The 19,957-nt window shown below is 57.9% G+C and carries 20 protein-coding genes; 12 read left to right on the top strand and 8 right to left on the bottom strand.

Annotated features, from left to right (window positions below; all coding sequences use genetic code 11):
- Positions 1-150 precede the first annotated feature (150 nt).
- From recA to QQJ98_RS00200, 4 genes are all read left to right on the top strand, one after another.
- Positions 151-1,218 carry a recombinase RecA gene (gene recA / locus QQJ98_RS00185; RefSeq protein ID WP_284323300.1) on the top strand — a complete coding sequence of 356 codons (1,068 nt, stop codon included), beginning with the start codon at positions 151-153 and terminating at the stop codon, positions 1,216-1,218.
- A 138-nt stretch (positions 1,219-1,356) separates the two neighbouring features.
- A complete protein-coding gene (gene alaS / locus QQJ98_RS00190) occupies positions 1,357-4,011 on the top strand; it encodes an alanine--tRNA ligase (protein ID WP_284323301.1) in 2,655 nt (884 codons plus the stop codon).
- Positions 4,012-4,305 (top strand): DUF1330 domain-containing protein, encoded by a 294-nt coding sequence (locus QQJ98_RS00195; RefSeq protein ID WP_284323302.1) that lies wholly within the window; start codon positions 4,012-4,014, stop codon positions 4,303-4,305. It abuts the gene before it with no gap.
- Between the two features lie 107 nt (positions 4,306-4,412).
- Entirely contained in the window at positions 4,413-5,240 is an 828-nt protein-coding gene (locus tag QQJ98_RS00200) for a class II glutamine amidotransferase (protein WP_284323303.1), read from the top strand.
- Between the two features lie 9 nt (positions 5,241-5,249).
- Here the strand turns inward: QQJ98_RS00200 and QQJ98_RS00205 are convergent, their stop codons facing one another.
- The 8 genes from QQJ98_RS00205 to QQJ98_RS00240 all read right to left on the bottom strand — a co-directional run bounded on the left by QQJ98_RS00205 (position 5,250) and on the right by QQJ98_RS00240 (position 12,979).
- Positions 5,250-6,185, bottom strand: coding sequence for a glycosyltransferase family 2 protein (locus QQJ98_RS00205; protein ID WP_284323304.1), 936 nt, complete (start codon positions 6,183-6,185; stop codon positions 5,250-5,252).
- Positions 6,186-6,218: 33 nt separating this feature from the next.
- Positions 6,219-8,036 (bottom strand): translational GTPase TypA, encoded by a 1,818-nt coding sequence (gene typA / locus QQJ98_RS00210; protein WP_284323305.1) that lies wholly within the window; start codon positions 8,034-8,036, stop codon positions 6,219-6,221.
- A 75-nt stretch (positions 8,037-8,111) separates the two neighbouring features.
- On the bottom strand, positions 8,112-8,714 hold the full coding sequence (locus QQJ98_RS00215; protein ID WP_284323306.1) for a YitT family protein: 603 nt from the start codon (positions 8,712-8,714) through the stop codon (positions 8,112-8,114).
- Between the two features lie 109 nt (positions 8,715-8,823).
- On the bottom strand, positions 8,824-9,843 hold the full coding sequence (locus tag QQJ98_RS00220; RefSeq protein WP_284323307.1) for a hypothetical protein: 1,020 nt from the start codon (positions 9,841-9,843) through the stop codon (positions 8,824-8,826).
- Between the two features lie 309 nt (positions 9,844-10,152).
- The gene (locus tag QQJ98_RS00225) at positions 10,153-11,367 is read right to left on the bottom strand and encodes an NADP-dependent isocitrate dehydrogenase (protein WP_284323308.1); all 1,215 of its coding nucleotides are present in this window, start codon (positions 11,365-11,367) and stop codon (positions 10,153-10,155) included.
- Between the two features lie 95 nt (positions 11,368-11,462).
- Positions 11,463-12,059, bottom strand: a complete 597-nt coding sequence (locus QQJ98_RS00230; protein ID WP_284323309.1) for an HD domain-containing protein — start codon at positions 12,057-12,059, stop codon at positions 11,463-11,465.
- Positions 12,056-12,319 carry a hypothetical protein gene (locus QQJ98_RS00235; RefSeq protein WP_284323310.1) on the bottom strand — a complete coding sequence of 88 codons (264 nt, stop codon included), beginning with the start codon at positions 12,317-12,319 and terminating at the stop codon, positions 12,056-12,058. Before QQJ98_RS00235 ends, QQJ98_RS00230 begins: the two co-directional genes overlap by 4 nt.
- Positions 12,320-12,979 (bottom strand): alpha/beta hydrolase, encoded by a 660-nt coding sequence (locus QQJ98_RS00240; protein ID WP_284323311.1) that lies wholly within the window; start codon positions 12,977-12,979, stop codon positions 12,320-12,322.
- Positions 12,980-13,151: 172 nt separating this feature from the next.
- On the opposite strand from QQJ98_RS00240, the gene iscR reads away from it, so the two are divergent.
- The 8 genes from iscR to QQJ98_RS00280 are packed head-to-tail and all read left to right on the top strand — an operon-like array spanning position 13,152 to position 19,955.
- A complete protein-coding gene (iscR, locus tag QQJ98_RS00245; RefSeq protein WP_284323312.1) occupies positions 13,152-13,631 on the top strand; it encodes a Fe-S cluster assembly transcriptional regulator IscR in 480 nt (159 codons plus the stop codon).
- The gene (locus QQJ98_RS00250) at positions 13,628-14,671 is read left to right on the top strand and encodes a cysteine desulfurase family protein (RefSeq protein ID WP_284323313.1); all 1,044 of its coding nucleotides are present in this window, start codon (positions 13,628-13,630) and stop codon (positions 14,669-14,671) included. The genes iscR and QQJ98_RS00250 overlap by 4 nt, the downstream gene beginning before the upstream one ends.
- Before the next feature lie 40 nt (positions 14,672-14,711).
- On the top strand, positions 14,712-16,226 hold the full coding sequence (gene sufB / locus QQJ98_RS00255) for a Fe-S cluster assembly protein SufB (RefSeq protein WP_284323314.1): 1,515 nt from the start codon (positions 14,712-14,714) through the stop codon (positions 16,224-16,226).
- Positions 16,227-16,820, top strand: a complete 594-nt coding sequence (locus QQJ98_RS00260; RefSeq protein ID WP_284323315.1) for a hypothetical protein — start codon at positions 16,227-16,229, stop codon at positions 16,818-16,820.
- Positions 16,821-16,844: 24 nt separating this feature from the next.
- Positions 16,845-17,600 (top strand): Fe-S cluster assembly ATPase SufC, encoded by a 756-nt coding sequence (gene sufC, locus QQJ98_RS00265; protein ID WP_284323316.1) that lies wholly within the window; start codon positions 16,845-16,847, stop codon positions 17,598-17,600.
- Entirely contained in the window at positions 17,600-18,886 is a 1,287-nt protein-coding gene (gene sufD / locus QQJ98_RS00270) for a Fe-S cluster assembly protein SufD (RefSeq protein WP_284323317.1), read from the top strand. The genes sufC and sufD overlap by 1 nt, the downstream gene beginning before the upstream one ends.
- On the top strand, positions 18,887-19,375 hold the full coding sequence (locus tag QQJ98_RS00275) for a YIP1 family protein (protein ID WP_284323318.1): 489 nt from the start codon (positions 18,887-18,889) through the stop codon (positions 19,373-19,375).
- A complete protein-coding gene (locus tag QQJ98_RS00280) occupies positions 19,365-19,955 on the top strand; it encodes a Yip1 family protein (RefSeq protein ID WP_284323319.1) in 591 nt (196 codons plus the stop codon). Before QQJ98_RS00275 ends, QQJ98_RS00280 begins: the two co-directional genes overlap by 11 nt.
- Positions 19,956-19,957 lie beyond the last annotated feature (2 nt).

The raw sequence follows: 19,957 nt of genomic DNA on the forward strand, positions 1-19,957 counted from the left end.
TTGGTAACCAATCCTTAATCATCTTGCGAAATGCTGGGGCTGCGACAATTAGATTGAAATGTTCTCTGTTTACCCTCATATAAGGTAAACAAACACGGAACATCTTGGGCGATTGCCGCCTGATGACAAGCGTGGGATAAGGGTAAAGCAATGGCAGCGGCAAATCTGATCGAGTTGAACGGGAAGCGCGATATGGACAAGGCAAAGGCGCTGGAAAGCGCATTGGCACAAATCGAACGGCAGTTCGGCAAGGGCTCGATCATGAAGCTCGGTCAGGACAATCCGGTGATGGAGATTGAGGCGACGTCGACAGGTTCGCTAGGGCTCGACATCGCTTTGGGGATTGGCGGTCTGCCGCAGGGCAGAATTATTGAGATTTATGGCCCCGAATCTTCGGGCAAAACCACGCTTACGCTGCATGTTGTGGCCGAGGCGCAGCGCAAAGGTGGCGTGTGCGCCTTTGTCGACGCCGAACATGCGTTGGACCCGCAATATGCCAAAAAGCTGGGCGTCAATCTGGATGAGCTGCTGATCAGCCAACCCGATACTGGCGAGCAGGCGTTGGAGATCGTCGATACGCTGGTGCGCTCGGGCGCGGTCAGCCTGATCGTGGTCGATTCGGTGGCGGCACTGGTGCCAAAATCGGAAATCGAAGGCGATATGGGCGACATGCAGATGGGCAGCCAGGCACGTCTGATGTCGCAGGCGATGCGCAAGCTGACTGGCAGCATTGGCAAATCGAACTGCATGGTGATTTTCATTAATCAGATCCGCATGAAGATTGGCGTGATGTTCGGCAGCCCAGAGACCACCACCGGCGGCAACGCGCTGAAATTTTACGCAAGCGTGCGGTTGGACATTCGTCGCACCGGCGCGATCAAGGACCGCGACGAGGTGGTCGGCAACGCAACCCGCGTCAAAGTGGTCAAGAACAAGGTATCGCCGCCGTTCAAGGAAGTTGAATTCGACATCATGTATGGCGAAGGCATTTCCAAAGTTGGCGAGTTGGTCGATATCGGCGTGAAAGCTGGCGTGGTTGAGAAATCAGGCAGCTGGTATTCCTACGGCGATGAACGGATTGGCCAGGGACGTGAAAATGCCAAAAGCTTCCTGAAGCAAAACCCGGCGATGGCGCTTGAGATTGAAGATAAGATCCGTGCCGCCAATGGCCTGGATTTCTCAACCGGGCCGGAAGACAGCGCGCTGCTTGATGATTGACATTTGATCAAACAGTAGAAAACCAAGGCCGGGAACGCCAAGTTCCCGGCCTTTTTGCATCGGCAGTGGACAGCCCCCGCAGCGGCAGATAAACGGGGCGGGACCAGAGTTTTCCTAGCTTTTTGGAGGCCCAAGCCTATGGCTTCGCTGAACGACATCCGCTCGACCTATCTCGATTTCTTCGTACGCAATGGCCATAAACGGGTGGACAGCTCGCCGCTTGTGCCGCGCAACGATCCGACGCTGATGTTCGCCAATTCTGGCATGGTGCAGTTCAAGAATTGCTTCACCGGGGTTGAGACGCGCGATTACAAACGCGCGACCACAGCGCAGAAATGCGTCCGCGCGGGCGGCAAGCACAACGATCTGGACAATGTCGGCTATACCGCGCGGCACCACACGTTTTTCGAGATGCTGGGCAACTTCAGCTTTGGCGATTACTTCAAGGATCAAGCCATTGCTTTTGCTTGGGAATTGCTGACCAAGGATTTTGGTCTGAACAAGGATAAACTGCTTGTCACGGTCTATCATACCGATGACGAGGCGGCCGCGATCTGGAAAAAGGTCGCGGGTCTGTCGGATGATAAGATCATTCGCATCCCGACCGATGACAATTTCTGGCGGATGGGGCCGACCGGGCCGTGCGGTCCGTGCACCGAGATTTTCTATGATCACGGCGACCATATCTGGGGTGGCCCTCCGGGGTCTGCCGAAGAAGACGGCGACCGATTCATTGAAATTTGGAACAACGTGTTCATGCAGAACGAGCAGTTCGCGGATGGCACGATGCGCCCGCTGGACATGCAGTCGATCGATACCGGCATGGGGTTGGAGCGGATTGGCGCCCTGTTGCAGGGCAAACACGACAATTATGACACTGATCTGATGCGCAGCCTGATCGAGGCTTCGGCGCATGCCACCAACACCGACCCGGATGGCCCCGGCAAAACCAGCCACCGGGTGATTGCGGATCATTTGCGCTCGACTTCATTCCTGATCGCCGATGGGGTGATGCCCAGCAATGAGGGGCGCGGTTATGTGTTACGCCGGATCATGCGGCGCGCGATGCGGCATTTGCACATGCTGGGCGCGCAGGATCCGGTTATGCACAAGCTGGTTCCGGCGCTGGTGCGGCAGATGGGCGCTGCTTACCCCGAGTTGCAGCGCGCGCAAAGCCTGATCGAAGAGACGCAATTGCTGGAGGAAACCCGCTTCAAGACCACGCTGGACCGTGGTTTGCGCCTGCTGAATGATGAGTTGGAACGCCTGCCCGAAGGCGCTGCTTTGCCGGGCGATGTGGCGTTCAAACTTTCCGATACCTATGGTTTTCCGCTGGATCTGACTCAAGACGTACTGCGCGAGAAAGAGCGTATTGTCGATGTGGCGGGCTTTGATGCCGCGATGCAGGAGCAGAAAACCAAGGCGCGCGCGGCTTGGTCGGGGGCGGGCGGCACCGCGGATGCCAAGATCTGGTTCGAGATCGCCGAGGCGCATGGCGTCACTGAGTTCCTTGGCTATGATACCGAAACTGCTGAAGGCCAGATCGACGCGTTGGTGCGCGATGGCGCGCTGATTGGCGCGGCAGAGGTCGGGACCTCGGTTCAGATCGTGGTGAACCAAACGCCGTTCTATGCCGAGAGCGGCGGGCAGATTGGCGATACCGGGCTGATCCGCACCGCGACCGGGCTGGCCGAAGTGACAGATACCCGCAAATCGGCGGGGGTTTTCCTGCATATTGCCACCGTTCTGGAAGGCACGATTTTGCGCGGCCAAGCGGCGAAACTTGAAGTGTCGCACACACGGCGCGCAGCTATCCGCGCCAATCATTCGGCCACCCATTTGCTGCATGAGGCCTTGCGCCGGGCTTTGGGCGATCATGTCGCACAACGCGGATCTTTGAACGCGGCGGATCGGCTGCGGTTTGATTTCAGCCATGGTCATGCGATGTCTGAGGCCGATCAGATGAAGGTAGAAGCCGAAGTGAATGAATTCATTCGGCAAAATACTGCGGTCGACACCCGGATCATGACGCCGGATGATGCGCGGGCTTTGGGCGCGCAGGCGTTGTTTGGCGAGAAATATGGCGACGAGGTGCGGGTCGTCTCGATGGGCGCACTTGATGGCTCGGGCAAGGGGACAGAGGGGCGAACCTATTCGCTGGAACTTTGCGGTGGCACTCATGTGACACGCACCGGCGATATTGGCGCGTTTGTTTTGTTGAGCGATTCTGCTTCGTCTTCAGGCGTGCGGCGGATTGAGGCTTTGACCGGACAAGCGGCGCTGGAGCATCTGCGTGCGCAAGATCAGCGGCTGGCCTCGGTGGCTTTGGCGCTGAAAACCCATCCGGGCGATGTGCTTGAGCGGGTGAAAGCATTGCAGGACGAACGTCGGGCCTTGGCCAATGAGGTCGCGCAATTGCGCCGAGATCTTGCGATGGGCGGCAAGTCTGGCGGGCCGGAAATCAAGGAAATCAACGGGGTAAAGCTGATTGCTCAGGTGCTTTCCGGGGTGTCCGGCAAGGATCTGCCGGGGTTGATTGACGAGATGAAGGCGCAGATCGGGTCGGGCGCGATTGTTCTGATTGCCGATACCGGCGCGAAACCTGCGGTGGCGGCCGGTGTCACGGCGGACTTGACGACACGGATTTCGGCAGTGACTTTGGCGAAGGCAGCGGTCGAAGCCTTGGGCGGCAAGGGCGGCGGTGGGCGGCCCGATATGGCGCAGGGCGGCGGTGCCGATATTGCGCTTGCCGATGCGGCGATTGCAGCGGTGCATGCCGCGTTGGAGGTTTGAATGGCAACGGCTTTGTGGATTGCGCATGTTGAAGTGACGGATGCCGAGGCTTATGGCCGGTATGCGGTGCTGGCGGGGCCAATATTGGCCTCTTTTGGCGGAAATTTTCTTGCTAGATCAGGGCGTTATGTACAGCTGGAGGGCGTTGAGCGCGCCCGTAATGTGGTCGCACGTTTTCCCAGCGTTGAGGCGGCAGTGGAGTGTTATCACTCGGCCGCCTATCAAGCGGCGCTGGCCCATGCCAAAGGGGCCTCGCAGCGTGATTTGGTTGTGGTCGAAGAGCTGGGCGAATAGTTTTCGGGATCACGCCAATTTGTCGGAAAATTATGCTGCATATTTCTTCTGTTGTGGTATGTTTTCCTTAAGAGGCCAGTCAGGCCCGGTAGTGTGAGGGCAGTTTTATGTGCCGTTGGGCAGCTTACGCGGGTGCGCCGATTTTTCTGGAAGAGATCATCAGCCGTCCCGGCCATTCGTTGATCCACCAAAGCCATGGCGCGACGCAGTGCCATTCGTCGATTAACGCTGATGGTTTTGGTGTGGCGTGGTATGGTGATCGCCCGGAGCCGGGGCTTTACCGCGACGTGCTGCCGGCCTGGTCTGACCCCAATTTGCGCAGCCTGACAGCGCAGGTGAAATCAGGGCTGTTTCTGGCGCATGTGCGGGCCTCGACCGGCACGGCGACCAGCCGCAACAACTGCCACCCCTTTGTGCATGGTGTCTGGTCGTTTATGCATAACGGTCAGGTCGGCGGCTATGACCATTTCCGCCGCGATGCCGATATGATGATTCCCGATACGCTTTATGCCGCGCGCAAAGGGGCGACGGATTCGGAAGCGCTGTTTCTGGTGGCACTTGCCGAAGGCTTGGACAGCGATCCGAGGGCTGCGTTGGAGCGGGCTTCGGCGCGGTTCATCGCTCTCGCACGCGCCAAGGGGGCTGCACCGCATCTGCGGATGACGGCGGCTTTGTCTGATGGAAAGCGGCTGTATGCGGTGCGCTATGCGACAGATGATGCCGCCCCCAGCTTGTATTATCGTTGGTCAGATACGCGCGGCGGTATGGCTGTGGTGTCCGAACCACTAGAGGCGGAGGAGGGCGGTTGGAACCAGATCGCCTCGAACACCTTCTGCACCTTTGATGGCGCAAAGGTGCAGGTCGAAGCATTCATGCCGTGCAAACTGGTGGAAGGCTATCTGCAAAGCACGGCGTCGGAGCTGGCGGCAGAGTAAGACGCCAGCCTATTTGAGTTTGCCGCTTGCCACCAGATCGGCCAGCACGTGATCTGGTTGAGTGGCAGGGGCGTCGAAACTTTCAAAATAGTGCATGTTGCGCGAGCCGTCCCGGTCAATCTTGCTGGCGGCACCGCGAGTCATTTTGTACTTCTGGAAATACTCCAGACTTTGAATCGGGTAATGATTGAGGTGAAACCTCTCATTATCCGACACAGTGCGTTCCGAGCGCGCGCCGTTTAACACATGCACCCCGATGGTTTGCGCCGATTTGATCACAGAGGTGCGGCACATATATTTGCGCCCAGTGTGAAAATGCAACTTGGGATTGCGCATCGTGAAGGCTTGCCGGATGCTGGCGGGGTGTTTTGTCAACCCGCTGCTGCCAAACATCCGCCAGTTGCCATAGATCACGTCCAGGTCGCGATAATCCTTGAATTGGTCGGAAATTTTCTCGCCTGTGGGACAATACCAAAATTCATCCAGATCGGCGATGATCAGCCATTGGCATTTGCGCGCGATTTTGAACTGGTTGAAGGCGGTCCAGTAATGCTTTCGTTGGCGATGCGGCTGCGGATATTCAACAAGCTCGACAACGCCCTTGGCGACCCAAGCTTTGGCCTTGCTGACGCTGTCGTCGGTGCTGCCATTGTCGATCAGAAAGATCTTGCCCGCACCTACCGAAACGTAGTGCTGCACCCATTCATCAATGTTGACGCCTTCATTCTTCATGATGCCGAGCACGCCCAAGGTGTGTTCATGCGACGCCTGTTCGGCGCGGGCTGCACGCAGCCGCTCAACGCGCAAACGGTTCCAAGTACGGACCTTGTTTGTCAGATTAACCAGCAACTGCGATATCCCCGTGATCGACCTTAGGGGGTTTTTATACGCGAAGTCAGGGCGCACAACAATATTCACTGTCTTGCGGGGTGTCAGGTGCAGCATGAAAAAACCCGCCTTTCGGCGGGTTTTTGTGGTTCAGGCCGAGCGCGACATGCGTTTGCGGTCGTTCGGATCAAGGTAGCGTTTGCGCATCCGCACCGATTTTGGTGTCACTTCAACCAGTTCATCATCGTCGATATAGGCGATGCACTGCTCGAGGCTCAGCTTGACGGGGGTGGTCAGGCGCACCGCTTCGTCGGTGCCGCTTGCGCGCACGTTGGTCAGTTGTTTGCCCTTCAGCGGGTTCACTTCCAGATCGTTGTCGCGGCTGTGTTCGCCGATGATCATGCCAGTGTAAACAGGTTCCTGCACGCCGATGAAGAAGTGGCCGCGATCTTCGAGTTTCCACATCGCGTAGGCGACCGAGATCCCAGATTCCATCGAGATCAGAACGCCTTGGCGGCGACCTTCGATTGCGCCCTTGTGCGGCGCCCAGTCGTGGAACACGCGGTTCAGAACGCCGGTGCCGCGGGTGTCGGTCATAAACTGACCGTGATAGCCGATCAGGCCACGCGACGGCACATGCGCGATGATGCGGGTTTTGCCAACGCCTGCGGGCTTCATCTCGACCAGATCGCCCTTGCGGGGACCTGTCAGCTTTTCGATCACAGCACCAGTGTATTCATCATCCACGTCGATGGTGACTTCTTCAATCGGCTCGGATTTCACACCGTCGATGTCTTGGAAGATCACGCGCGGACGGCTGATCGACAGTTCAAAGCCCTCACGGCGCATGTTTTCGATCAGAACGCCCATTTGCAATTCGCCACGACCGGCAACTTCAAAGGCGTCGCCGCCGGGGGTGTCGGTGACTTTGATCGCCACGTTGATCTCGGCTTCTTTCATCAGACGCTCGCGGATCACGCGCGACTGCACCTTAGAGCCTTCTTTGCCAGCAAGCGGGCTGTCATTGATGCCGAAGGTGATCGAGATGGTCGGCGGATCAATCGGTTGCGCCGGGATTGCGGTTTCGATTTCCAGCGCACAAAGCGTATCAGCCACGGTAGCTTTGGTCATGCCAGCAAGGGTGACGATATCGCCAGCCTCTGCCGCATCAATCGGGGTCATCACGAGGCCACGGTAAGCAAGGACTTTCGAGACGCGGAACTGCTCCAGCTTTTCGCCATCGCGGCTCAGCGCTTTGATGGTTTCGCCAGCTTTCAGGGTGCCAGCCTCAACACGCCCGGTCAGGATACGACCGATGAACGGGTCAGCCGACAGGGTGGTGGCGAGCATCTGGAAGGGCTCGGCGCGGCGCGCAATCTGTTTCGGCTCTGGCACATGTTTGACCACAAGTTCGTAGAGCGCGGTCAGATCCTTGCGCGGACCGTCAAGTTCGGTGTCCGCCCAACCGGAGCGGCCCGACGCATAGAGCACCGGAAAATCGAGTTGGTCATCATCAGCGCCAAGGTTGGCGAACAGATCGAAAACCTCGTTCAGTGCGCGCGAAGGTTCGGCATCGTGCTTGTCGACCTTGTTCAGCACCACGATCGGGCGCAGACCCAAAGCCAAAGCTTTCGAGGTCACAAATTTCGTCTGCGGCATCGGGCCTTCGGCAGCGTCAACCAGCAGCACCACGCCGTCAACCATGCTCAGGATGCGTTCGACTTCACCGCCGAAATCGGCGTGGCCGGGGGTGTCGACGATGTTGATGCGTGCGCCGCCCCATTCAAGGCTGGTGCATTTCGCAAGAATGGTGATGCCACGCTCGCGTTCAATGTCGTTGCTGTCCATCGCGCGCTCGGCAACCGCTTGGTTGTCGCGGAACGAACCGGACTGTTTCAGCAGCTCGTCGACGAGGGTGGTCTTGCCATGGTCGACGTGTGCGATAATGGCGATGTTGCGAAGCTCCATCGGGGAGGTCTCTTTCTTTTGTCAGCTTTGGCGCGGCGATAGCCTAGATAGGCCGGAAAGGCCAGAGGAACCTTTTCAGGTGGCGATGTATCGGTCGCGGCGGTGGTTGATGGCGAGGAAAATGTTGAAAACGGCGGCACCGAGGAACGACCAGCCCAAAATATGCCAGTCGAGAAACAGCAATGAGACAGTGAACAGCACTGCATCAAAAATCAGTTGCGCGTAGCCTGCCTGAAAGCCGGTGCGGTCTTGCAGGATCAGCCACAGGATTGAGATACCGCCAAAGCTGCCGCCGTGACGGACAACGGCGAGGGCAGCGATGCCGAACAGGATGCCAAACAGCACGGCGGCGAAGGCCGGTTCGATATGCGAAAACGACAGCCAGCGCGGCAGTGTAGCGATGGCAAGCGATAGCATACCGACGCAGAGAAAGGTCTTCAGGGTGAATTCCAGCCCCATGCGTTTGTAGCCAAACCACAGGAACGGCAGCGAAATCGCGAAATAGACCAGCGCAAACGGCCAGCCAGTTACATAGCTGATCAAGGCGGCGACCCCGGTGGTCTGGCCTGCGATGAAGCCCAGATAGGTCAGGATGTGCATGCCGACCGCAGCCATGCAGACACCAAAGGCGATGCCTTGGGCGTCTTCAATCACAGAATGGTGGTGGGCTTCGGTCATGATCGTGCATAGCGCGGGGCGTTATCTATGTCAACAATGCTGACCTATTGCGCAAGGCAGAAAAAAAGGCCCGGCGCGACGGCCGGGCCTATGAGTAGGGCTTTTGGATTTAGCCTTTGTAAGAGAACAACCCCGAGATCTTGCCCTCATCGCGGTGACGCCCGCCGCGCACTGCTCCGATATAGGCCGCAACAGCTGCAAGCAAAGACGATGCAGCCAGCGCGAAGGCCGAAAGAATGGCGGTTTTGCGTGCGGTTTCAGCGGCAGCAATCGCGGTTGCTTTCGCATCATCCGCCAGCTTTTGCGCCTCGACCTTGGCTGTTTCGATGGCTGCGGCGGTATCTTCGCGCAGTTTGACGGCAGCGGCGACTGTTTCATCGACCCGCGCGGCAGCTTCCGGCGCGCTCAACTGCGTCTGTGCGGCCACGGCGCTGACCAGATATGCCTTGTCTTGATCCGAAATCGCACCGGTTGCTGCGACATTCGCCATGATCGCAGCCGAATGTGCTGCTACGCTTGCGGTGTCGGCAGAGCCGGGGTTCACCACTTGCGGACGCAACAGGCTGTCGTTGATGTAACCCATCGGATCGGCCTTGACGCTGTCTGGCACTGCTGCTCCGGCTGCGGCCAGCGCACCCTGCGCAACACCGCCCACGGCTGTCCCGGTCGCTTGCACAACGGTTCCCGCAGCAGACCCTGCCGCTGCCGCGACGTTGCCGGCAGCACCCAGCGTGCCAGTGACCACATTGGTCAGCAAAACCGCGCCAACCAAGGTGCCAACGGCCCAGACAACAACACCGTTTACGGCGTCATGAATGGCGACCTCAGGGGCGGCCGCATTATCGACGCGGCGACGCATCCGGCCTGCGACATAGCCGCCCGTGGCATAGGCCGCGATGATGGTCAGAAAAATCCAAACCGCGCTGATGATAAGCCCGAACTTTGCCGAGCCTTCACCGGGTTCAGCCGACAGCGTCGACAGACCCAGCGCTGAGCCGAAACCAGTCAGCAAAATGCCAATCGCAATGGCGACAACTGCGCCCGCGAAGATCGCGGCCCAGTCAACATAAGATCCTTCAAGCAGCCGTGCTGGCGCTGCGGCATTTGTGGTTTGTGCCGTGTTTTCCATGATACTCGCTTTCAGAACCAATTAATGCATGCCGAGGAAAGAGAGGATTGCCATGACAATCACAACGAGGCCGACAAGATAAATAATACCACCCATTTCGAGGCATCCTTCACTCAGAGATGAGATCGCCGCGCTGGCGATCTTTGCACCGCGTCAACGCGCCGCAGGGATTCCTGTTCCGGGGTTCTGCGAAAATTTTGGGCGAATTTTGCTGCGGCCATGGCGATGCGTAAGCCAAGCCGCTGATGTGAAATAAAAAAAGGCCCGACGCAACGCCGGGCCTTTGATTGCTATGATAAGGATCAGACCTTAGCCTTGCAGGGCTTTGTTCAGATACTCATCGACCTTTTCCAGATAGCCGATGGTGGTCAGCCATTTCTGATCTGGACCAACCAGCAGCGCCAAATCCTTGGTCATCCAACCATCTTCGACCGCATCAACGGTGACTTTTTCCAGCGTGGTGGCAAAGCGCATCAGTTGTTCGTTGCTGTCCAGTTTCGCGCGGTGCTTCAGGCCGCCCGTCCATGCGAAGATTGACGCGATGGAGTTGGTGCTGGTCGCCTTGCCCTTCTGATGCTCGCGGAAGTGGCGGGTGACGGTGCCATGCGCGGCCTCGGCCTCGACAGTTTTGCCATCGGGAGTCATCAGAATCGAGGTCATCAGACCCAAAGAGCCGAAACCTTGCGCCACGGTATCGGACTGCACGTCGCCGTCATAGTTCTTGCAGGCCCAGACATAGCCACCCGACCATTTCATCGCCGATGCCACCATATCGTCGATCAGACGATGTTCGTAATGGATGCCTTTGGCTTTGAACTGGTCTTCAAATTCCTCGGCATAAACCTTGGCGAACAGATCCTTGAAGCGGCCATCATAGGCTTTCAGGATCGTGTTTTTGGTCGAAAGATACACCGGCCAGCCTTTGAGCAAACCATAATTGAACGAGGAGCGGGCAAAGTCGATGATAGAGTCATCAAGGTTGTACATGCCCATATAGACGCCCGAGGACGCGGCCTGATAAACCTCCTTCTCGATCACGGTGCCGTCGTCGCCTACGAATTTCATCGTCAGTTTGCCTGCGCCGGGGAAGCGGAAGTCGGTGGCTTTGTACTGATCGCCAAAGGCGTGACGGCCCACAACGATGGGCTGGGTCCAGCCGGGAACAAGGCGAGGGACGTTTTTGCAGATGATCGGCTCGCGGAAGATCACGCCGCCCAAGATGTTGCGTATGGTGCCGTTCGGCGATTTCCACATTTGCTTGAGGTTGAATTCCTCTACCCGCTGTTCGTCCGGGGTGATCGTCGCGCATTTGACGCCGACGCCGTACTTCTGGATCGCATGGGCAGAATCAATGGTGATCTGGTCGTTGGTACGATCACGCTCTTCGATGCCCAGATCGTAGTATTTCAGATCAATGTCGAGATAGGGCAGGATCAGCTTTTGCTTGATGAAATCCCAGATGATCCGGGTCATCTCGTCGCCGTCAAGTTCGACAACGGGGTTGGCTACCTTAATCTTGGTCATGTCGGCCCCTTATGGTTGGATTCGTTGTGAATGGTGTATGTGAAAATGCCGTAAAAGGAAAGATGGTATGCGATGGTATACTGAAATGAAGGGGGCTATTTGAAGTAAACCCGCGTCTTTTCGCGCACCCAATCCCACAGCCTTGGCGCACCTTTGGCGATTTTGCTGCCGACGCGGCTTTCCAGTTGTTCGGCGGTGACGTTGTATTCGATCCAAGTGCCGCCGCCGGATTGCAGGTTGGCCATCACGGGCTGCACGCGGTCGAGCGATTTGGCGAAGATGGCGTCGGGGGTGAGGGCTGCTTCAAACTCATTCCAGATAGCACGCAGGTCGTCACGCAGATCCTCGGGAAGCAAGCCGAAGATCCGATCAGCGGCGCGGGATTCGGCGGCTTGGGTGTCGGCGGAGGCGTGCGCCTTGCCATCTGCTGAATGGATCGGCACGTCGCCGACGTCTATTTCCACCAGATCATGGATCAGCAACATCTTAATCACGCGGGAAATGTCGACACCGGGGGCGGCTTGGTCGGCCAGCACCAGCGCATAGAGCGCCAGATGCCAGCTATGTTCGCCAGAGTTTTCCCGCCGCGAGCCATCGCACAAGGTGGTGGCGCGCAGCACGGATTTCAGGCGATCTGCCTCGTTCAGAAAGGCGAATTGCGCCTCTAGCCGCGCATCACCTGCGGCGCTCAATGGCCACTCGACTGCATATGTGGGCCAACCGGCGGGGCGGTGCCTTCGCGCTTGGCTTTCAAAAGCGCGTCAACATATTTGCGCCCGCGCATCTCGGCGACGCGGACGCGGTAGGCGGTCAGGAACGCCTCTTGCATGGTGGGTGAGGCGTCGAGCAGCACTTTCGACACCTTGTCAGGCAGACGGTGATCGTCGAGCTCTTCCATCGCGGCGATCACATCGCGGGCGAGTGCGTCGCCCATATCCTCGACGACCCCCATTTAGCGGGTCACTTCGGTCAAACGACGCTTCACATAGCCCGACACCGTGTCGATCATCGGCTTCATATGCGCCTCTTCGTCTTTGAAGAAGTGATCAGCGCCCTCAACCTGCGTGTGGGTGATGGTGATACCCTTTTGCTCGTGCAGTTTGTTCACGAGGTTGGTGGTATCTTTCGGCGGCGCCACTTTGTCGGCGGTGCCGTTGATGATCAGGCCAGAAGCCGGGCAGGGCGCGAGGAAGCTGAAATCATACAGGTTCGCGGGCGGCGCGACCGAGATGAAACCGGTAATTTCCGGGCGGCGCATCAGCAGCTGCATGCCAATCCATGCGCCAAACGAAAAGCCAGCCACCCAGCAATGCTTGGCGTTCTGGTTCATCGATTGCAGATAATCCAAGGCTGAGGCTGCATCAGACAGCTCGCCAATGCCCATATCATACTCGCCTTGGCTGCGCCCGACGCCGCGGAAGTTGAACCGCATCACCGTGAAGCCAAGGTTGTAAAACGCATAATGCAGGTTATAGACAACCTTGTTGTTCATCGTGCCGCCATAGGCCGGATGCGGATGCAACACGATTGCGATTGGGGCATCACGCTCTTTTTGCGGATGGTAGCGGCCTTCAAGGCGGCCTTCGGGGCCGGCGAAGATAACTTCGGGCATGTATGCTCCGTGCATGTTGCCGAGTGAATTGTTGACAAATTCTCTCGGAGAAATTAGAACCATTCTAAAGCGGCCAAGCCGCCTTTGGACTGGGCCGATGGACTGGGGTTGAGTTAAGCGGACGTGGTGGCTTCGTCAATGGAAAGTCACGCGAAATGGGTGAGGGGATGCGATGAAACTGTCGACCAAGGGGCGTTATGCGATGGTGGCGCTTGCCGATCTGGCTTTGGCCGAGCTGAAAGCCGGGGATGAGCTGACCTCGCTTGCGGCGATCGCCAAGCGGCAGGATCTGTCGTTGCCCTACCTTGAGCAGCTGTTTGTCAAGCTGCGCCGCGCCGGATTGGTCGAAGCGGTGCGTGGGCCCGGCGGTGGCTATCGTCTGGCGCGCAGCCCGGATTCTATCCGTATCTCTGAGGTGATGGAAGCAGTCGAGGAAAACGTCGATGCGATGCATTCGGGGGCCGGGGCGTCGGGCGGTGTGTCGGGCTCGCGCGCGCAAAGCCTGACCAACCGGCTGTGGGAAGGGCTTTCGGCGCATGTCTATGTCTTTTTGCATCAGACCCGGCTGTCTGATGTGATCGGCAATGTGATGACGCCGTGCCCTGCCGTGCCTGCGCTGTTTCGCGTGGTCGATGAGGTGGTGGACGGATGAGCCGCATCTACCTCGATTGGAACGCGACGACGCCGCTGCGGCCTGAAGCCAAAGCCGCGATGGTTGCGGCGATGGAGGTGGTGGGTAACCCTTCGTCGGTGCATGCCGAGGGCCGCGCTGCCAAAGCGATGATGGAGCGTGCGCGTGGCAAGATCGCAGCCGCTATGGGCGCCGAGGGTGCTGATCTGGTGTTTACCTCGGGTGCGACGGAAGCAGCGGCTTTGGCTTGCGCCGGACGCAGCTTGGTCTGCGCTGAGATCGAGCATGAGGCGGTGTCAGCTTGGTGCGATCGTGCTTTGACGGTTGACCGGATGGGCAGGGTGACGGTGCCGGATCCAGCGCGCAGCACGCTGCAGCTGGCCAATTCCGAAACTGGTGTGGTGCAGGATCTGCCGCAGGGGCTGGCGGTGTCCGATCTGACGCAAGGCTTTGGCAAGCTGCCGTTTTCCTTCAACTGGCTGGGCTGTGAGATGGGCTTGATTGCTGCGCACAAGCTGGGCGGGCCGAAGGGCGTCGGCGCTTTGGTGCTGCGGCGTGGTCTGGATGTGGCGTCGCAGCTGAAAGGCGGCGGCCAGGAAATGGGGCGGCGCGCGGGCACCGAAAACCTGATCGGCATTGCCGGATTTGCCGCCGCCGCCGAGGCCGCTGCGCGTGATTTGGCGGATGGCGTGTGGGGCCGGGTGGCTGAAATTAGAAATATTCTAGATTCAGCATTGTCCGCCTTGGGATTTGAGATTATTTCAGTCGGGAATGATGCGCAGCGCCTGCCCAACACGCTTAATCTGATCGCGCCCGGCTGGAAGGGCGAAACTCAGGTGATGGCGATGGATCTGGCGGGGTTTGCGGTTTCGGCAGGCTCGGCCTGTTCCAGCGGTAAGGTGCGCGCGAGCCGTGTGCTGAAGGCGATGGGGTTTGACGATGAGGCCGCGGGTCAGGCGATCCGCATCTCACTTGGGCCGGATGTGACGGAAGAACAGGTGCTGCGCTTTGCCGAGGCTTGGGCGCGGGATTACAAAAGAATACGTTCGCGCGTCGCGTGAAGGTTCGGCGGTAACGCCTTGGAATAAAAGGAAGACGATGATGGCCGAACTAGAGTTGGAAGTGCGGGATGGCGTGGATCGCGAGACGATCGAAACCGTGGCCGCGATGTCTGGCACCTATAAATACGGCTGGTCGACCGAGATCGAGATGGATTACGCGCCGAAAGGCGTGTCGGAAGACATCGTAAGGCTGATTTCGGCGAAGAATGAAGAGCCCGAATGGATGCTGGACTGGCGTTTGGCGGCCTATCGGCGCTGGGTGCAAATGGAAGAGCCGTCTTGGGCGATGTTGAACTATCCGACCATCGACTATCAGGATCAGTATTACTACGCCAAACCCAAAAGCATGGCCGTCAAGCCTAAGTCTTTGGATGAGGTTGATCCGAAGATCCTTGCCACCTACAAAAAGCTTGGCATCCCTTTGAAAGAACAGCTTATTCTGGCGGGCGTCGAAGGCGCAGAAACTGCCGGTGAGCGTAAGGTTGCGGTCGATGCGGTGTTCGATTCCGTATCCGTCGGCACAACTTTCAAAGCGGAACTTGCCAAGGCCGGGGTGATTTTCTGCTCTATTTCCGAAGCGATCAAGGATCATCCGGAACTGGTCAAGAAATACCTCGGCTCGGTTGTCCCGCAATCAGACAACTTCTTTGCCACTCTGAATTCTGCTGTGTTTTCAGACGGTTCCTTCGTCTACATCCCGCCGGGCACCCGCTGCCCGATGGAACTTTCGACCTATTTCCGCATTAACGCTGAAAATACCGGTCAATTTGAGCGCACACTGATCATTGCCGATAAAGGCAGTTACGTCAGTTACTTGGAAGGCTGCACCGCGCCGAAACGCGACACCAATCAGTTGCATGCAGCGGTGGTAGAGCTGGTGATTTTGGAAGATGCCGAAGTGAAATATTCGACCGTTCAGAACTGGTATCCGGGCGATGAAAACGGCCTTGGTGGCATCTATAACTTCGTGACCAAACGCGCCGATTGCCGCGGTGACCGGGCCAAGGTGATGTGGACGCAGGTGGAAACCGGTTCGGCGATTACTTGGAAATATCCGTCCTGCATCCTGCGCGGCGATGACAGCCAAGGTGAGTTTTACTCGATTGCAATCGCCAACAATGCGCAGCAAGCCGACACCGGCACCAAGATGGTGCATCTGGGCAAGCGGACGAAAAGTCGTATTGTTTCGAAGGGCATATCGGCGGGAAGGGCGCAGAACACCTATCGCGGTCTGGTGTCTATGCACCCGAAAGCCACAGACAGCCGCAACTATACCCAGTGCGACAGCCTGCTGATCGGCGACAAATGCGGCGCCCATACCGTGCCGTATATCGAGGTCAAGAACAACTCCAGCCGTGTGGAGCACGAGGCCACCACTAGCAAAGTTGACGACGATCAGCTGTTCTATTGCCGCTCGCGTGGGATGGACGAAGAAGAGGCGGTTGCGCTGGTGGTGAACGGCTTCTGCAAGGAAGTGCTGCAGGCGCTGCCGATGGAATTCGCCATGGAAGCGCAAAGTTTGGTGGCGATCTCACTGGAAGGCTCGGTGGGCTAAGTGGCGAAGGACTTCTCACGTCCGAAGATCACGCTGCCGCCGGAAGCCGAGGCTGCGGTGCGGCACTACTATGCAGAAAACCGGGTCATTCTGGAATATGGCTCGGGTGGCTCGACGGTGATTGCTTCGGAAATGCCCGGCAAAGTCATCTTTTCTGTGGAAAGTGATGTGAACTGGTGGCGCGGCATGCGCGACTATTTTGAAGCCAATCCTGGCCAGTCTGCGGTCACCATGCATCACGGCAAGATTGGCCGCACCCGTGACTGGGGCTTTCCGCAAAATGACGAGCAGTTTCGCAAGTGGCCGGGATATCCCTTATCCATCTGGGACTTACCCGAGTTTGTTCATCCGGATGTCGTGCTGATTGATGGTCGGTTTCGTCCGGCCTGCTTTTTGTCGGTGCTGTTCAAGATCACCCGACCGATTACCTTGCTGTGGGACGATTACATTGACCGCCCCGAATACCACGACTGCGAAACCCTCGCCAAACCGGTAGAAATGCATGGCCGCATGGCCCGGTTTGCGCTTTCCCCGACACCCATTCCGGCTGATCGGCTGCAATGGATCATCCAATCATTTCTGCGCGCGCATTGAAGCGCCCTGCCCAAAGGACAAAAAATGCTGGAAATCAACAACCTGCATGTGAAACTTGAAGAAGAAGATAAAGTTATCCTGCGTGGGGTGAACCTGAAAATCGGCGCGGGCGAGGTACATGCGATCATGGGGCCGAATGGCTCGGGCAAATCGACGTTGTCTTATGTGCTGTCGGGCCGCGATGGCTACGAGGTGACCGACGGCTCGGCAAGCCTTGATGGCGAAGAACTGCTGGAGATGGAGCCCGAAGCGCGCGCTGCCGCTGGCCTGTTTCTGGCGTTCCAATACCCGGTTGAAATCCCCGGCGTCGGCAACATGACTTTCCTGCGCACCGCAGTGAACGCACAGCGCAAAGCGCGCAATGAGCCTGAAATCTCGGCCGGCGATTTCCTGAAACTGGTGCGCGAAAAGGCCAAAACCCTGAAAATCGACGCCGAAATGCTGAAACGCCCGGTCAATGTCGGTTTTTCGGGCGGTGAGAAAAAACGCAACGAAATCCTGCAAATGGCGATGCTGGAACCAAAAATGTGCATCCTAGATGAGACGGATTCCGGCCTTGATGTCGATGCGATGAAACTGGTTTCCGAAGGCGTGAATGCCTTGCGCGGGGCAGGGCGTTCTTTCTTGGTTATCACGCATTATCAACGGCTTCTGGACCATATCAAACCTGATTTTGTGCATATCATGGCGGCGGGTCGCATCATCAAATCCGGCGGGCCGGAATTGGCGCTTGAGGTCGAAAACAACGGCTATGCGGATCTGCTGGCGGAGGGCATCTGATGGCCGTTCTGCAAGCAAAACTGGACGCGTTGCAGGCGCGACTGGCTGGCCTTAGCTTTGCGCCGCAGGGCTGGCTGGGGGCCGCGCGCGCCGAGGCTTTGACGCGGTTAACCGCGATGGGCCTGCCCGGCAAACGCGATGAGTACTGGCGCTACACCGACCCGACCGGGCTGAATGTCGCCGCGGCCACCCCCGTCGCGCTCTTTGATCCGCGTGACGAACCCCCACCGTTTGATGCGATTGACCGGCTGAAAATCGTTTTCGTCGACGGCGTCTTTGATCCAACCCAATCCGACGCTCTGGCGATGGATGGCGTAGTGATTGAGCGCCTGGCAGGGGCCGAAGGCGCTGATATCCATTGGGCAAGCGGGCTTTACGGCGTGCTAGAGGCGCGCGGCCAGAACCCGGTGCAGCGCCCTTTGGCAACTCTGAACTCTGCCTTTGCCAGCGATGGCGTCTTGATCCGGGTGACCGCGACTCCATCGAAACCCATTTCTCTGATTTATCAACAGAAATCAGAAACTTCTGACGTGATTTTGCACAATTGCATTAAGGTCGAAAGCGGCGCAGAAGTGATCTTGCTGGAAAATGGTGCAGCAGCGGCGCGGTTGAACCATGTGACCGAAGTAGAGATCGCCGATAACGCCCGCTTCCATCATATCCGGGCGCAGGGTCGTGCGCACAGCCGTCAGTCCAACACGCATCTGTTCGCGCGGATCGGGCGCAACGCTGCGTTCAAATCGTTTACCATGACCGCCAACGGCAAACTGACCCGCAATGACGCGGTGCTCGAGTTGCTTGGCGCGGATTCCGTGGCGCATGTGGCCGGTGTGGCATTGGGCGATGGCGCGTTCCATCACGACGACACCGTATTCATCACCCATGCCGCAGAGCGCTGCGAAAGCCGTCAGGTTTTCAAGAAGGTGCTGAAGAACGGCGCAGTTGGGGTGTTTCAGGGCAAGATTCTGGTCAAACAAGGCGCTCAAAAAACCGATGGCTATCAAATCAGCCAAGCCCTTTTGCTGGATGGTGACAGCCAGTTTCTCGCCAAACCCGAGCTTGAAATCTACGCAGATGACGTGAAATGCAGCCACGGCTCGACCTCGGGCGCGATTGACGAGACGGCTTTGTTTTATCTACGGTCTCGTGGGGTGCCGTTGCGTGAGGCGCAATCGTTGCTCGTGCTTGCCTTCCTTGCAGAGGCGATTTCCGAGATCGAGGATGAGGTGATCTCGGACGACATCCGGCAGCGTCTGCAAAGCTGGCTGGCGCGGCACGAGCATTAAATGTCCGTGACCACAGATATCGTGCAGGCGTGGCGGCGACCGAAAGCGGTGATCGCGCAGCATTTGCAACGGCCAAAGTCAGAGCCTTTCGCCTTCAGCCTTTTGGTGGCGTTTCTGGTGCTGGCTTTCGTGGCACTTTGGCCGGTTTTATCGCGCCAGACCGTGCTGCAACCCGAGGTGCCGATGCTGCAGCGGCTTGTGGCGGCGGGCTTGGCGCTGTTGGCCTTGATCCCATTCTGGTATCTGCTGGCAGCATTAAGCCGTTGGATTGCAAAGGCTTTAGGCGGGCAGGGCAGCTATTACGCCGCTCGGATGGCGCTGTTTTTGGCGTTGCTTGCGATCTCGCCGGGATTGCTGTTGCAAGGCCTAGTTGCGGGAATGATCGGGCCTGGGGCGCAAAGCAATCTGGTTTCGGTGCTGGTCGGTCTGGCGTTTCTGTGGATCTGGATCTCGATGCTGCGGGAGGCAGAGCGTGGCAATGCAAGCTGAATTAGGCCATGTCCTGCAATTGACAGTGCAAAACCCACGCGCGGCCGCACGGCGTTTGATGGGATGGCAGTTGCCGGTCTCAACGGTGTGGCTGATGATCGCTTTGATGGCGGTGATCTCTGCATGCCTGTCGAGCGTATCATTTCTGCTGACGCCCGCGCCGTCTGAACCGAGTGTGATTGACCCTAACCTGTTGGCGATCTTCACAAATCCACTACAGATCGCGTTGCTGCAAGGCCTGGTTCTGGTGATCATGGCGATGCTGGCGCAGGGGATTGGCAGGCTGTTTGGTGGCACCGGCAGCTTCCCCGACGCCTTGATATTGATTGCTTGGACCGAAGCGCTGCTCTGCCTGATCCAACTGGCTCAGACGATCTTGATGCTGGCCACACCATCCATTGCAGCGGCTTTGGGAATGTTCGGTATCGTGTTGTTTGTATGGGTTTTATCGAACTTCATCGCTGAATTGCATGGCTTCCAATCCACCGGAAAAGTGTTGTTTGGCATCGTCGGCACGGTGTTTGCGATCTCATTCCTGATGGCGCTGGCGACGGTTGGGTTGCTGGAATTGAAAGGCTGATC

It is taken from the genome of Cypionkella aquatica (assembly GCF_030161095.1).
GTDB lineage: Bacteria > Pseudomonadota > Alphaproteobacteria > Rhodobacterales > Rhodobacteraceae > Cypionkella > Cypionkella aquatica.